General features: G+C 66.4%; 16 protein-coding genes. 8 read left to right on the top strand and 8 right to left on the bottom strand.

The genetic code is table 11. The features are described 5' to 3' along the window. The first annotated feature begins 122 nt into the window (after positions 1-122). Both LRS09_RS08680 and LRS09_RS08675 read left to right on the top strand, forming a co-directional pair. Positions 123-1,619, top strand: a complete 1,497-nt coding sequence (locus LRS09_RS08680; protein ID WP_257805359.1) for a CoA-acylating methylmalonate-semialdehyde dehydrogenase — start codon at positions 123-125, stop codon at positions 1,617-1,619. 501 nt (positions 1,620-2,120) lie between these two features. After that, positions 2,121-2,507 carry a hypothetical protein gene (locus tag LRS09_RS08675; protein ID WP_257805358.1) on the top strand — a complete coding sequence of 129 codons (387 nt, stop codon included), beginning with the start codon at positions 2,121-2,123 and terminating at the stop codon, positions 2,505-2,507. 18 nt (positions 2,508-2,525) lie between these two features. Here LRS09_RS08675 and LRS09_RS08670 read toward each other — a convergent pair whose 3' ends face one another. Further along, entirely contained in the window at positions 2,526-3,170 is a 645-nt protein-coding gene (locus LRS09_RS08670) for a GntR family transcriptional regulator (protein WP_257805357.1), read from the bottom strand. A 109-nt stretch (positions 3,171-3,279) separates the two neighbouring features. Here LRS09_RS08670 and LRS09_RS08665 point away from each other — a divergent pair, with 109 nt between their 5' ends. Genes LRS09_RS08665 through LRS09_RS08655 form a run of 3 tightly spaced genes read left to right on the top strand, consistent with a single transcriptional unit; the run spans position 3,280 to position 5,476 of the window. After that, positions 3,280-4,173 (top strand): dihydrodipicolinate synthase family protein, encoded by an 894-nt coding sequence (locus tag LRS09_RS08665; protein ID WP_257805356.1) that lies wholly within the window; start codon positions 3,280-3,282, stop codon positions 4,171-4,173. Positions 4,174-4,233: 60 nt separating this feature from the next. Further along, positions 4,234-4,698 (top strand): lasso peptide biosynthesis protein, encoded by a 465-nt coding sequence (locus LRS09_RS08660; RefSeq protein WP_257805355.1) that lies wholly within the window; start codon positions 4,234-4,236, stop codon positions 4,696-4,698. 58 nt (positions 4,699-4,756) lie between these two features. Continuing rightward, complete coding sequence (locus tag LRS09_RS08655; protein WP_257805354.1) at positions 4,757-5,476, top strand: SGNH/GDSL hydrolase family protein; 720 nt, start codon at positions 4,757-4,759, stop codon at positions 5,474-5,476. Between the two features lie 9 nt (positions 5,477-5,485). On the opposite strand, the gene LRS09_RS08650 is transcribed toward LRS09_RS08655, so the two are convergent. The 3 genes from LRS09_RS08650 to LRS09_RS08640 form a co-directional block, all read right to left on the bottom strand. Continuing rightward, complete coding sequence (locus LRS09_RS08650) at positions 5,486-5,881, bottom strand: type II toxin-antitoxin system VapC family toxin (RefSeq protein ID WP_257805353.1); 396 nt, start codon at positions 5,879-5,881, stop codon at positions 5,486-5,488. Next, positions 5,878-6,117 (bottom strand): type II toxin-antitoxin system VapB family antitoxin, encoded by a 240-nt coding sequence (locus LRS09_RS08645; RefSeq protein ID WP_257805352.1) that lies wholly within the window; start codon positions 6,115-6,117, stop codon positions 5,878-5,880. The genes LRS09_RS08650 and LRS09_RS08645 overlap by 4 nt, the downstream gene beginning before the upstream one ends. 152 nt (positions 6,118-6,269) lie before the next feature. Next, positions 6,270-6,434 (bottom strand): hypothetical protein, encoded by a 165-nt coding sequence (locus LRS09_RS08640; RefSeq protein ID WP_257805351.1) that lies wholly within the window; start codon positions 6,432-6,434, stop codon positions 6,270-6,272. 128 nt (positions 6,435-6,562) lie between these two features. Here LRS09_RS08640 and LRS09_RS08635 point away from each other — a divergent pair, with 128 nt between their 5' ends. After that, a complete protein-coding gene (locus LRS09_RS08635; RefSeq protein WP_257805350.1) occupies positions 6,563-8,461 on the top strand; it encodes a propionyl-CoA synthetase in 1,899 nt (632 codons plus the stop codon). 3 nt (positions 8,462-8,464) lie between these two features. Here LRS09_RS08635 and LRS09_RS08630 read toward each other — a convergent pair whose 3' ends face one another. The 4 genes from LRS09_RS08630 to LRS09_RS08615 all read right to left on the bottom strand — a co-directional run bounded on the left by LRS09_RS08630 (position 8,465) and on the right by LRS09_RS08615 (position 11,863). Further along, positions 8,465-9,160: a VIT family protein gene (locus LRS09_RS08630; protein WP_257805349.1), complete on the bottom strand. Its 696-nt coding sequence runs from the start codon at positions 9,158-9,160 to the stop codon at positions 8,465-8,467. Positions 9,161-9,310: 150 nt separating this feature from the next. Continuing rightward, positions 9,311-9,685, bottom strand: coding sequence for a hypothetical protein (locus tag LRS09_RS08625; RefSeq protein WP_257805348.1), 375 nt, complete (start codon positions 9,683-9,685; stop codon positions 9,311-9,313). A 13-nt stretch (positions 9,686-9,698) separates the two neighbouring features. Then, positions 9,699-10,541: a hypothetical protein gene (locus LRS09_RS08620; protein ID WP_257805347.1), complete on the bottom strand. Its 843-nt coding sequence runs from the start codon at positions 10,539-10,541 to the stop codon at positions 9,699-9,701. Further along, the gene (locus tag LRS09_RS08615) at positions 10,538-11,863 is read right to left on the bottom strand and encodes a hypothetical protein (RefSeq protein ID WP_257805346.1); all 1,326 of its coding nucleotides are present in this window, start codon (positions 11,861-11,863) and stop codon (positions 10,538-10,540) included. Before LRS09_RS08615 ends, LRS09_RS08620 begins: the two co-directional genes overlap by 4 nt. Before the next feature lie 131 nt (positions 11,864-11,994). Between LRS09_RS08615 and LRS09_RS08610 the strand changes: the two genes are divergently transcribed. Next, positions 11,995-12,786: an SDR family NAD(P)-dependent oxidoreductase gene (locus LRS09_RS08610; RefSeq protein WP_257805345.1), complete on the top strand. Its 792-nt coding sequence runs from the start codon at positions 11,995-11,997 to the stop codon at positions 12,784-12,786. Positions 12,787-12,868: 82 nt separating this feature from the next. After that, positions 12,869-13,039 (top strand): hypothetical protein, encoded by a 171-nt coding sequence (locus LRS09_RS08605; protein WP_257805344.1) that lies wholly within the window; start codon positions 12,869-12,871, stop codon positions 13,037-13,039. Positions 13,040-13,092: the final 53 nt, after the last annotated feature.

Here is a 13,092-nt window from a genome sequence, read left to right as displayed (position 1 = left end):
AATATAGACCAACCATAGTCGCTATTGAGACGGTGCACAACGGTTTCGACCTTGCTCGCGTTGCAATCCGGCTCCGCTGCGCCGATGATGGCAGCCAGAAAAATCCTCCAGGGAGTGAAGCAGTGGCGATCCTCGGTCATTTCATCGGCGGCAAGCATGTCGCCTCCACCAGCGGACGCGTCGCGGACGTGCTGCAGCCGATGGACGGCTCGGTGCGCGGCCAGGTCGCGCTCGGCTCGGCCGCCGAGCTGCGCAGCGCGGTCGAGAACGCCAAGGCCGCCCAACTCGGCTGGGCCGCGACCAATCCGCAGCGCCGCGTGCGCGTGCTGATGAAGTTCCTCGAACTGATGGCGCGCGAGAACGACGCGCTGGCCGAACTGCTCGCCCGCGAGCACGGCAAGACCATCGCCGATGCCAAGGGCGACATCCAGCGCGGCCTCGAAGTCATTGAGGTCTGCATCGGTGCGCCACACCTGATGAAGGGCGAATACACCGACGGCGCAGGCCCCGGCATCGACGTCTACTCGATGCGCCAGCCACTCGGTGTGGTCGCCGGCATCACCCCGTTCAACTTCCCGGCCATGATCCCGCTGTGGAAGATCGGCCCGGCGCTCGCCGCCGGCAACGCCTTCATCCTCAAGCCGTCCGAGCGCGATCCGGGCGTGCCGATGCGCATCGCCGAGCTGTTCCTCGAGGCCGGCCTGCCCGCAGGCGTGCTCAACGTCGTCAACGGCGACAAGGAAGTGGTCGACGCGATCCTCGACGATCCGGACATCAAGGCGGTCGGCTTCGTCGGCTCGACCCCGATCGCGCAGTATATCTATTCGCGCGCGACTGCGAACGGCAAGCGCGCGCAGTGCTTCGGCGGCGCCAAGAACCACATGATCATCATGCCCGACGCCGACATGGACCAGACCGTCGACGCTCTGATCGGCGCCGGCTACGGCTCGGCCGGCGAGCGCTGCATGGCGATTTCGGTCGCCGTGCCCGTCGGCAAGGAGACCGCCGACCGCCTGGTCGAGAAGCTGATCCCGCGCGTCGAGAGCTTGAAGGTCGGCCCGTCGACCGACAATTCGGCCGATTTCGGACCGCTGGTGACGAAGCAGGCGCTGGAGCGCGTCAAGGGCTATGTCGACGCCGGCGTTCAGGAAGGCGCCAAGCTGCTGGTCGACGGCCGCGGCTTCAAGATGCAGGGCTACGAGAACGGCTTCTACATGGGTGGCTGCCTGTTCGATCACGTGACCGCCGACATGAAGATCTACAAGGAAGAGATCTTCGGGCCGGTGCTCTCCGTGGTGCGCGCCAACCGCTACGAGGACGCGATCAAGCTCGCCAACGACCATGAGTACGGCAACGGCGTCGCGATCTTCACCCGCGACGGCGATGCGGCCCGCGACTTCGCCTCCCGCGTGCAGGTCGGCATGGTCGGCGTCAACGTGCCGATCCCGGTGCCGATCGCCTACTACACCTTCGGCGGCTGGAAGGCCTCGTCCTTCGGCGACCTCAACCAGCACGGCCCGGACGCCTTCCGCTTCTACACCAAGACCAAGACGATCACCTCGCGCTGGCCGAGCGGCATCAAGGACGGCGCCGAGTTCGTCATCCCGACGATGAATTGATCTCCTCCCAAAGGCGATCTCGACTGAGGCGGTGCAGCGATGCGCCGCCTCTTTTTCGCACACCGCTTGGAATGAGCGGAAGATCCGCTAATCTGGGCGTGTTGGCGGGCACTTCCAATGATCGTTCGGCTTTCGATCACCGAAGCGAAAAGAAACCTCGGAAAGATTTACCGTTGCACGAGGGAAGGGCACTCGTTTGTCGTCACGCGCTACGGCAAGCCGATTGCACAGATCGGCCCGACCGGAGATTTTAACCCCGAAACCGAACGTGCAGCGATAGACCACTTGGTAGCTGCTATCCAAAGCCAACGAACAATCAGGAGTCGCCAAACGACGTGAGCGACGTTGGAAGTTGGGTCCATTCCTCTGCCGCGCCGCCACCTCATCTCGTCCTCCTTTCCTCTCGTTTTGTTACGTTCCGCAGGCTTTCGTGATGGAACGTGGAAACGTCCGCCTGCTTGAATTCACGGAACCAGAAATCGGCGAATGAGGAGTTCGGTTATGTCCCGCCTCGCCCCCTTGATCGGCGCTCTCGCGCTTACCTGCAGTTTCGCGGCCGTGGCACAGACCCCGGCGCAGCATGTCGCCTCCCAGGGGCCTTCAGGTCCGACGGTCCAAGTCATTCCCGATGTAGCCGTGCCGCCCGAGTCGGCTGAGATTTCCAATTGCGGCCCGCGCGACGAGATCGTCGCCCAGCTCGGTACCGTCTTCCAAGAGGCGCCGAGCGGCATGGGCATGATCGATCGGACGGCCGTGGTGGAAGTGTTCGTCTCCGACGCCGGCACCTTCACCATCCTCGCCAGCGGTACCGACGGCAACAGCTGCATCCTCGCCAGCGGCGAGGGCTGGGACGGCGCGGTCACCACCCCCGTGGGCGATGATACCTGATCCTGGAGCAGGTCCGCGCTATCGCGCAGCTTCTTCAGCGTAGGAACGTAGCAAGGCCATCAGCCGGTCGGACTCCGCCTCCGCCTCGTCGCCATTTCCCTCGAGCACGGCCTTGATCAGGGTCATGTGCCTGTCCGCCGCGGCCGACAGGCCGCTTTCCGCCTGGTAGCGATACCAGAAGCGGCGGCTGTGAATTTGCAAAGGCTCCGCAACCATGGCGGCATAGGGATTGTCGGAGGCGTCAGCCATCGCTTCGTCGAGCGCCTTGTCCGCCTGGAGGAAGGCGAGCACATTGCCGGCGACCACGGCTTTGCGCATGGAGAGCAACGCGTCGTGAAAGCGTTGCGCCGTCTCGCGTGTCGCGTGCCGTGCGGCGGCGCGCGCCAGCACCGCCTCGACGCCGCGCCGGGCATCGATGATCTTCACCCAGTCGGACGCGTGCAGCGGCTTGACCGCCAGTCCCGCCCGCGCCCGCACCTCCAGCAACCCCTCCCAGGCCAGCCGCTGGATCGCCTCGCGCACCGGCGTGCGGCCGAGCCCGATCCGCTCGATCAGGGCGCCCTCCGTGGTCACGCTGCCGGGGGACAGTTCGAGCGTGACGATCATCCGCTCGAGCGCCCTGTAGGCGCGCCTGGTGGCGCTCTCCTGAGTCGCCTCGGTCATATATCTGCGGACTCCGTTAGATATATTTTTGATATATCAGCTTCGGAAAGCGATTGACAACCTGCCTCCCCATCTCATATATCAGTGATATATCACAAGGAGATCAATCATGTGGGCCGGTGTTTTCCCAGCTGTCACGACCAAGTTCACCCCTGATGACCGTCTCGACCATGCCGAAATGGAACGCTGCTTCGGCCTGCAGATGGATGCCGGCTGCGACGGCATCATCGTCTGCGGATCGCTCGGCGAAGGCCCGATGCTCAGCCATGACGAGAAGCTCGACGTGTTCCGCACCGCCCGCAAGGTGGCCGGCAAGAAGCCGGTGCTGCTGACCATCAACGAGGCGGCCACCCGCGAGGCGGCTTCGCTGGCCAAGCGCGCTGCGCAGGCCGGCGCCGACGGGCTGATGGTCGTGCCGTCGCCGATCTATCACACCAATCCGGAAGAGACAGTCGCCGCGCTCAAGGCCGTGGCCGCGGCCGGCGACCTGCCGGTCATGATCTACTCCAACCGGCTTGCTTACCGCGCCGACGTGACTCTTCCGATCATGGAAGAACTCGCCGCCGACGCTCGCTTCGTCGCGGTCAAGGAAAGCTCCGACGACATCCGCCGCTCGACCGACATCATCAACGCCTTCGGCGATCGCTTCGACCTGTTCACCGGCGTCGACAACCTTGCCTTCGAGGCGCTGTCGGTCGGCGCCATCGGCTGGGTGGCCGGTCTCGTTACCGCGTTCCCGCGCGAGACGGTCGCGATCTACCAGCTGATGAAGCAGGGCCGACGCGACGAGGCGCTGTCGATCTACCGCTGGTTCCGCCCGCTGCTCGACCTCGATGTTTCGACCTATCTCGTCCAGAACATCAAGCTGGCCGAAGTCCACGCCATCGGCACCAACGACCGCGTGCGCATGCCGCGCCTGCCGCTGTCGGGCGAGCGCCGCGCCGCCGCGGAGAAGATCATCACCGACGCGCTTGCCAGGCGCCCGACGCTTCCGGCGTTCTGATCGATCTGGGAGCGGTGGCGAACGGAGGCCCGACGGCCTCCGCTGTCATCGCCGACGAACATGCTGCCAACACCCAACGAGATCGAACGTATCGCCCGCATGGCGCGGGCGATCCTGGAGCCCATCTGGTGCCGCTGGCACCTGCTGGATTCCGGCACGGTTCCACCGATCCCCTCGCTCAACACCTGCGGCCGCTCCAGCCTCTTTCTGGAACGGGCGCTGCGCGACGGCGGTATTGATGCCAGCGTCTGCCGCGGTGTGCCGCAGGACGGCCTGGAGCTGGGCTTCTTCGATGGCGCGTCGTGGCGGGCGCACAGCTGGGTCGAGGCGGAAGGCCGGATCATCGACATCACCGCCGATCAGTTCGGCGCCCCACCGGTCGTCATCCTTCCGCACCCGGAGCGGCGCTATCGCGGCGGGGGAAGGGATACCGCCGCGCCCGAGGCCATCGCCCGCCTGCATCGTCTTGTGGACGAGATCTGGCCGCTTTGGCTGGCGCTTGCCTCGACGAAAGGGCGGCCCTGAGCCGCAGCCTGCCGGAATCTCCTTCCGTCCCAGCCGTCGTCGCGTTATCGCAAGCATCATGTCCCGCTTTGCCGCGTTCCTCTCCTGGCTCGCCTTTCCCGTCTATGTCTGGCAGGGCTTGGGTGTGCGTCGGCGCACGCCGCGCATGCTGCCGGCATCCGGGCCGGTGCGCCATCGCATCGAAGGCAGTGAGCCGGAGATCCGGCTCCTGGTGCTCGGCGATTCCTCCGCCGCCTCGGTCGGCATCGAAAGCTCGGAACAGGGCATTGCCGCTGAGCTCGCGCGCCTGCTCTCCGCCCGCACCGGCCGCGCCGTCGTCTGGCGCGCGGCGGGCTTCAATTCGGCGACGTCAGGCCAGATCCGTGACCATGTCCTGCCCAATCTCGCGCCGGAGCCTTGGACCCATATCGTGCTCTCCATCGGCACCAACGACGCCAAGAACTTCCATACCGCGTCGCGCTTCAAGCGCGAGTTCGGCGGCCTGCTCTATGCACTGCGCGCCAAATGGCCCGAGGCCCGCGTGATCTGGTCGCCGGTGGTCGAGATGACGCGCGTGCCGGCGCTGCCGCCGATGCTCGGAAAGATCCTCGAAATCCGCGCCGGCGTCATCAACGCCAGAGGCGAGGCGCTGTGCTACGAACGCGGTGCGATCCCGGCGACACGCCTGCCGATCCTCGACCCCGCCGCAGGCTTCTCCATCGACGGCTTCCATGCCTCCGCCGCCGGCTATGCCGCCTGGGCGGAGCATTTGCTGCCGATGGTGCTTGGAGAGGGGTGAGGTCGTAGCTCAGGCGAGATCGGTCAGCGCGAAATCGCCGCCCTTGTACAGCAGCTTCAGTCCCCGACGCTTCGCGCAGGCGTAGGACAGGCAATCAGCGAGGTTCAGCCGCGCAGGGTGTCGCCTGCCTTTGCCGTACTGAGCGAAGGCGTTCACAGCGAAGCTTCTGTCAGCCGCCTCAATCGGCACGATCTCGATCATGCCGCGGCTGAGAAATGCATCGATGATTTCAGTGACCTGTGCTGGTTCAAGCGAGAGTAGCGTCGACAGCCGCATCGTCGCTTCCAATATGACCAAGGTGGATGTCGCCCTATATTGAACGGCCTCCATCGCCTCGGACAATTCGGCCGCGTCTCCCTCCGACGTGAGAATCGCGATGACGACCGACGTATCGATGAAGATCAATCGTGACCCCACATCTGATCGATCTCATCCTTCGTCATCACCCGACCGGGCCCCGGCGACATATCCCGAAGCTTTTGCGCGAGCTCTTCGAACTGGCTTGCCAACGGAGCTTCCGCCTTACGCCCTAGCTCGTTCTCCAGCGCCGATATCACCGCCTCGGTCATGGTCGTCTTGTCCCGCTCGGCGAGACGCCTGGCGAGTTCATGAGCGCGCTTGTCACGGATCTGAAGGTTCACCGCGTCGTCCTTTCGATCTGTCATGACAGGATATCGCATCTGCCATGACAAGGATAGCGTGGACGGATTTGGCTCCGGTTTCCCGATCGAAAACACGAATGGCAGCCCGGATCGGCTTACAGGCGCTGGCCACATGCACCTACTGCCTACCCCTACTGCCCCGTGTGGCTCAGCAGCACCGTCGCGCCGATCGCGAGCAGTGCCGCCACCGCGATCTTCCAGACGTCGCGCCGCAGCCGCAGCCCCGGCAGGCCGAGCGGACGGATCAGATGCAGCGCCATCATGGCGAGGATCAGAAGGGCGAGGACTTTGGACAATGCGAAACCGTTGTGCGGCGATTTGCACCTTTTGAACAGCCCCGCACGCCCGAGTCTATACGATGGTCAGGTGGACGAGCCGCGCTTCGAGGGTCTAGAACGCTGCCACGCATCTGAGGGAGGCATCGATGGCGTCGACATATCGCGAGGTCTATGCGCGCTGGGAGAAGGATCCGGAAGGGTTCTGGGCCGAGGCTGCCGAGGCGATCGACTGGGTCTCGCCGCCGCAGCGCATCTTCGACCCGAAGGCCGGCGTCTACGGCCGCTGGTTTCCGGACGCGGTCGGCAATATGTGCCACAACGCGGTGGACCGGCATGTCGCCTCCGGCCGCGCAGACCAGTTGGCTCTGGTCCACGACAGCGCGATCACCGGCACCAAGGCCTCCTTCACCTATGCCGAGCTGCTGAGCGAGGTCACCGCGCTCGCTGCCGTGCTGAAGGACAAGGGCATCGGCAAGGGCGACCGCGTCATCATCTACATGCCGATGGTGCCGGAAGCCGCCTTCGCCATGCTCGCCTGCGCCCGTCTGGGCGCGATCCACTCGGTCGTGTTCGGCGGCTTCGCGGCCAAGGAGCTCGCCACCCGCATCGACGACTGCACGCCGAAGGCGATCATCGCCGCCTCCTGCGGCCTCGAGCCCGGCCGCACTGTCGCCTACAAGCCGCTGCTCGACGGCGCAATCGACATGGCCGCGCACAAGCCGGACTTCTGCCTTGTGCTGCAGCGGCCGCAGCTCGCGGCTGCGATGATCGAGGGCCGCGACCACGACTATGCCACGCTCGTCTCCGCCGCCCGCGGCCGCGCCGTGCCCTGCGAGCCGATGCTCGCCACCGATTCGCTCTACATCCTCTACACCTCCGGAACGACCGGCCAGCCCAAGGGCGTGGTGCGCGACACCGGCGGCCACATGGTCGCGCTCGAATGGTCGATGTGGAACGAGTTCGGCGTCAAGCCGGGCGAGGTGTTCTGGGCGGCCTCGGACGTCGGCTGGGTCGTCGGCCACTCCTACATCGTCTACGCGCCGCTGCTGCACGGCTGCACGACCATCCTGTTCGAGGGCAAGCCGGTCGGCACGCCCGACGCCGGCACCTTCTGGCGGGTGATTGCGGAGCATGGCGTCGTCTCGCTGTTCACCGCGCCCACCGCCTTCCGCGCCATCAAGGGCCAGGACCCGAACGGCGAGTTCATCGGCAAGTATGACCTGTCGAAGTTCCGCACCCTCTTCCTCGCCGGCGAGCGCGGCGATCCGCCGACGATCGAGTGGGCGCAGGCACATCTCGGCGTGCCGGTCATCGACCACTGGTGGCAGACCGAGACCGGCTCGCCGATCAGCCAGAACCCGGTCGGGCTCGGCATGCTGCCGGTCAAGCTCGGTTCGCCGGGCGTGGCAATGCCGGGCTACAAGATGGAAGTGCTGGACGATGCCGGCCACGCCGTTCCGGCGGGCACGCTCGGCAACGTGCTGGTCAAGCTGCCGCTGCCTCCGGGCTGCCTGCCGACGCTGTGGAACGCCGACGAGCGCTTCTTCAACGCCTATCTCGCGGAGTTCCCCGGCTACTACAAGACCGCCGACGCCGGCTATCTCGACGCGGACGGTTATCTGTTCATCATGGCCCGCACCGACGACATCATCAACGTCGCCGGCCACCGCCTGTCGACCGGCGCGATGGAAGAGGTCGTGGCCTCGCATCCCGACGTCGCCGAATGCGCCGTCATCGGCGTCGCCGACGAGATGAAAGGCCAGCTGCCGCTCGGCTTCGTGGTGCTCTCGGCCGGCGTGAAGCGCGATCCTCACGAGATCGAGAAGGAGATCGTGGCGCTGGTGCGCGACCGCATCGGCCCGGTCGCGGCCTTCCGCACCGCGGTCGCCGTCAAGCGCCTGCCCAAGACCCGCTCGGGCAAGATCCTGCGCGGCACGATGCAGAAGATCGCCGACGGAGAGGCCTGGAACATGCCGGCGACGATCGATGACCCCGCCATCCTCGGCGAGATCGGTGAAGCGCTGAAGGGCAAGACGATCCTGTAGGCGTCAAACCGCCGTACCCACCACCGCGCCGATGCCTGCGGTCAGCGCCATCGCGAAGGCGCCCCAGAAGGTGACGCGGACGGTGGCGCGCAGCACGTCCGCGCCGCCGGCCCCAGCCCCGAGCGCACCGAGAAGCGCGAGGAAGAGCAGTGATGCTCCGGACACCGTCGCGACCAACAGCGAAGCCGGCGCGACGACGACCATAAGCAGCGGTAGCGCCGCTCCGACCGCGAAGGTCGCGGCCGAGGTCAGCGCCGCCTGGATTGGCCGCGCCGTCGTCATATCTGAAATGCCGAGCTCGTCATGGGCATGGGCGCCGAGCGCGTCCCTGGCCATCAGCTGGTCCGCCACTCGTAGCGCGAGCTCCGGTGCGACCCCTCGCTTGACGTAGAGGTCCGCGAGCTCCTGCCGTTCGAACTCCGGTTGTGTCTTGAGTTCCGCCCTCTCGCGATCGAGATCGGCCCGCTCCGTATCCGACTGCGAGCTGACCGACACATATTCTCCGGCAGCCATCGACATGGCGCCCGCCACCAGACCTGCGACGCCCGCCACCAGCACCTCGGACGTGCCGGCCGAGGCAGACGCGACGCCGACGATGAGGCTCGCCGTCGAGACGATGCCGTCATTGGCGCCCAGCACGGCCGCCCGCAGCCATCCGATCCGCGAGACGAGATGGTTTTCGGCGTGCAGTCGGCTCACGATGGATCGTCCTGGGGGATTATTTGCCGGAACGATATCACAAACAGCTGCGCCCTACTTGATCTGGCGCAAGGCTGCACGCCCCGCTTGCTCCGGCTCCAAACCCCGTCCTGTCACCACGATCCCAGCTGCGCCCGGCTCCGGGTCGTCTCACATGTCGTGACTGGCGGCCCAGACCTCGACGAGCGCCCATTTGAGGCCGGCCACTTTCGGCCGGTTGCGCTCGCTCGCGTTGAAGGTGGCATAGCATTCACCGCCCTCGGCGAGGTCGGACAGAGCCGCGGCCAGCCATTCGTTGCCAAGGCGACCGGCGCGGGCGAGGCATTTGCCGAACAGGCACGCCGTCTCCTCCGCCTCCTCGCTCATGACGACGTCCGTCATCCACTGCGGCGGCTCCTCGTAGCGCGCGACGGGCGGCATCCCTTCGATCCCGGCGAGGCGGGCGACCTCGTCGGCTGTCGCCTGCGCCTCTTCGACGTCCACCGCCTCGACGACGATGCGCCATAGTATGTTGAAGCGCGCCACGTCGGCCCGATCCTTACTTCTTTGCCGCCACCGGAGCCGAACCCGTGACGATCCGGTAGCTTTCGAGTTGCTCGGGAGAAAAATAGTAGAGCTGCCGCGGCGGCGTATCGAGCGCATGCAGCCACATCGCCGGGTCGACGTCGAGTTCGGCCAGGAGGCGGGTGATCCGCGCGGTGGTCGCCTGCGCGTCCGACATCGCCTGCGCGGCGCCGATGCCGTCGACCTTGCCCGCTGCGTAGAACTGGTGGACCCCGATCGCGGCCTTCGTCCCCGCATGCCGTTCCGCACCGCCCGAGAGGATCAGCGGACAGGACGAGGCACAGAGCGCGCCATCGGCCACCTCGGTGGCGAGCTTCTTCTCGCGGATCAGCCGCGCCATCGCCATCGCATCGTCCAGCGACCCGCCCGGTGAGTTCAGAGACACGATCTTCACATACTCGCCGCGGGCCGCGATCTCGTCGGAGAAGCGGGTTGCCGCGCCGGGGTCGATCGTCCCTTCTGCGGTAAGCACCCCTCCCACGCCAAGCGTGAAGCGCATCGGGTCTTTCAGGCTGTCCTCGTCGACGGTGAGGAACTGGCGCGGGTCGACGCCTGTTTCGGTCGGCTCGGTCGTCTCCACCGCCGGCGGCAGGATCGGCTGGTCGGGCGACGGCGCGATCGCCTGCTGCGGAAACAGCCCGCCATTGCGCTCCACCAGCTCCGACAGATCCAGCGCCAGTACGCCGATCGTGCCGATCAACATGCCGCGGAACGCCCAGCGGATCACCTCGCCCTCTTCGAAGCGCGACAGATAGCGCCAGACGAGGCCGCCGACTGTTTGCCTGCCCCTTACGGGCGTCGCCGGATCGCCGTTCATGTCTCGCCGCGCTTCCTGTCGCCGAGGGTCAGCGGCGTCACGTTCTCAGGCGGCGCCGGCCGCGCCTCCGGTTCGGCGACAGGTTCGGCTTTGGCAGCGGACTCTGCGGTTGCCGCTTCGCCCCTGGCGCGTGCCTTGGCCAGCAGCGTGTCCTGGATCTCAAGCGCCCTGAGCACGTCGCCAGCCGACAGCCGGTCGACGTCGGTCATCGTCTCCTCGCTGCGCCGGATCGCCCCATAGACCACGGCCATCACGCCGACCAGTGCGGCCGGCAGGAGGTCGATCGAGATCGCGCCGGCCCAGCTCGGGATGAACTGGTCCCAATAGCGGATCACTGCCTCCGCCGAGGTCAGCGGCACGTAGCGCCGCTCCTCGACCTTGGGCTGCGCCATGATCTCCTGCGCGGCCGTTGCCAGCGCGGTCGACTGCTGTGCCACCGAGGCGCGCACCGTGGCGATCACCGCGTCCTGTCGGCCGACCAGATCGGTCGAAGACCCGTCCGCCACCGGCGCGATGAAGCCCGCCGAAAGGTCCGCCGCCGCGCGCGCCACCGACGGCGCGATCGAGGTGCGCTCCAGCGAGGCGATGACCCCGGCGAGCACGACGGACTCCTTGGCGAAGGCATCGGACCGCTCCGCGATCGAGCCCGGAGCCGACACGAGCCCGCGCATCGTCGCCAGGCTCGTCTGTCCCTGCTCGAATAGGGTCTGCACGCTCTCGCGCGAAGCCGAGATCGTCGCCTCCAGCTCACGCATCTGCGCCGACATCTGGCTCAGGAGCTGCACCACGCTTCCTGAGCCGGTGGTGCCCGTCAGCGCGCCCGACGTGCGTTCGTCCTCGGCCAGCCGGTTGAACCGTTCCGCCGCCCGCTGAATGTCGGGCACCAGCGACAGCGCGCCGATCGCGTTGGAATTCGCCTGGTCGAGATCCTCGGTGTAGCCCTGCAGCGTGACCGCCAGGTGCTGTTCCACCGCAGCCGAGCCGGCGAGCGCCGCCGCGTTCAGCCAGGACGACATGGCGATGATCATCAGCGACCCGATCGCCATCATCACCAGCATCCACAGCCGCGACGCGCCCTCGCGCAGCTCCGGCAGGAAGCGGATCATGTAGGTCCAGAACCCATACATGCCAACCGAAACCGAGACCGAGTAGATGACGGCGGCGAAGAACACCATCGTCGCCGACCCGTCGAGCAGCGACCGCACGCCGAGATAGGTGTAGACACCGGATGCCAGCGCCAGCGTTGCCAGCACGAAGCGCGTCATTGTCTCCAGAGAGGCGACGTGGTTGCGCAGTGTGCGTGCGTTGGCAGCGTTGGTCATGGCTTTATCCCGTTTCATTCAGAAAGCGGTGACAAGTTGGACGAATTGAAGGCCGGACGTTTAGTCCAAACGCTGGCTCCCCATCCGGGCAGGGTCTATAACCTCGCCACGTCCCGATCCGGAGCCCTTCCATGTCGCTTGAACGCAAGATAGCCGTCATCACCGGAGCCGCCGGCGGCATAGGCTATGCCATTGCGGAGCGCTTCCTGCGTGGTAAGGCGAGCGTGGTGATCGCCGACGTGGATGTCGAGAAGGGCGAGAAGGCGGCACAGGATCTCGGCCAGCTCGGCGAGGTCCGCTTCATCCGCGCGGATGTCGGCAACCGGCTCGACGCGCACAATCTCGTCGCCGCGACGCTCGAGGCCTATGGCGACATCGACGTGCTGGTCAACAATGCCGGCATCGTGCACAGCGCCGATTTCCTCGATCTCAGGGAAGAGGATTTCGACCGCGTCCTGCGCGTCAACCTCAAGGGCGCGTTCCTTGTCGGCCAGGCGGTGGCGCGGGTGATGGTCGAAAAGGTCAAGGCCGGCGGCGCGCCCGGGGCGATCGTCAACATGTCGTCGATCAACTCCGTGGTGGCCATCGCCGACCAGGTTCCCTATTCCGTCTCGAAGGGCGCGGTGAACCAGCTTACGCGGGTGATGGCGCTGTCGCTCGCGCCCTACGGCATACGCGTCAACGCGATCGGGCCTGGCTCGATCATGACCGAGATGCTCGCCACGGTGAACACGGACCCGGCGGCGAAGAACCGCATCCTGTCGCGCACGCCGCTGGGCCGTGTCGGCCAGCCGTCGGAGATCGCGGCAATCGCCGCCTTTCTCGCGTCCGACGACGCGTCCTACATCACCGGCCAGACGATCTACGCCGACGGCGGCCGGCTGCCGCTCAACTACACGGTTCCCGTCGCCGACAAGAAATGACCGCGAAGCCGCCTGCCTCCTGACGCAAGGCTGTCGGGAGCATCCTGTCATTCTCTCCTCCCAACCGAGAGAGGAGAGAATCATGTCCTTCGCTTCCAATTTTCGCACGTCGCTCACACGCTTCGTCGCCCATCGGCGCGAGATCCGCGCCGCCGTCCGCACCGAGCGCATCCTCGGCGCGCTGCCCACGCATCTGCGCAAGGATGTCGGCTGGCCGGACCTGTGGAACGGGCCGCGCCGCACCCGCCGCTGACAAGAGATGTCGGGAGAGAACGAGACCCTCCTGACAAAATGTTGTCAGGAGGG

The organism is Mesorhizobium sp. J428, assembly GCF_024699925.1.
GTDB lineage: Bacteria > Pseudomonadota > Alphaproteobacteria > Rhizobiales > Rhizobiaceae > Mesorhizobium_A.
The sequence above is the reverse complement of the archived record's forward strand: the minus strand, read 5'-3'. Positions and strand labels throughout refer to the sequence as shown.

Coding starts and splice junctions, on each gene's coding strand:
- LRS09_RS08635 (WP_257805350.1), top strand. CDS start 6,563: ATGGCGTCGACATATCGCGAGGTCTATGCGCGCTGGGAGAAGGATCCG.
- LRS09_RS08620 (WP_257805347.1), bottom strand. CDS start 10,541: ATGAACGGCGATCCGGCGACGCCCGTAAGGGGCAGGCAAACAGTCGGC.
- LRS09_RS08675 (WP_257805358.1), top strand. CDS start 2,121: ATGTCCCGCCTCGCCCCCTTGATCGGCGCTCTCGCGCTTACCTGCAGT.
- LRS09_RS08610 (WP_257805345.1), top strand. CDS start 11,995: ATGTCGCTTGAACGCAAGATAGCCGTCATCACCGGAGCCGCCGGCGGC.
- LRS09_RS08665 (WP_257805356.1), top strand. CDS start 3,280: ATGTGGGCCGGTGTTTTCCCAGCTGTCACGACCAAGTTCACCCCTGAT.
- LRS09_RS08655 (WP_257805354.1), top strand. CDS start 4,757: ATGTCCCGCTTTGCCGCGTTCCTCTCCTGGCTCGCCTTTCCCGTCTAT.
- LRS09_RS08605 (WP_257805344.1), top strand. CDS start 12,869: ATGTCCTTCGCTTCCAATTTTCGCACGTCGCTCACACGCTTCGTCGCC.
- LRS09_RS08615 (WP_257805346.1), bottom strand. CDS start 11,863: ATGACCAACGCTGCCAACGCACGCACACTGCGCAACCACGTCGCCTCT.
- LRS09_RS08670 (WP_257805357.1), bottom strand. CDS start 3,170: ATGACCGAGGCGACTCAGGAGAGCGCCACCAGGCGCGCCTACAGGGCG.
- LRS09_RS08660 (WP_257805355.1), top strand. CDS start 4,234: ATGCTGCCAACACCCAACGAGATCGAACGTATCGCCCGCATGGCGCGG.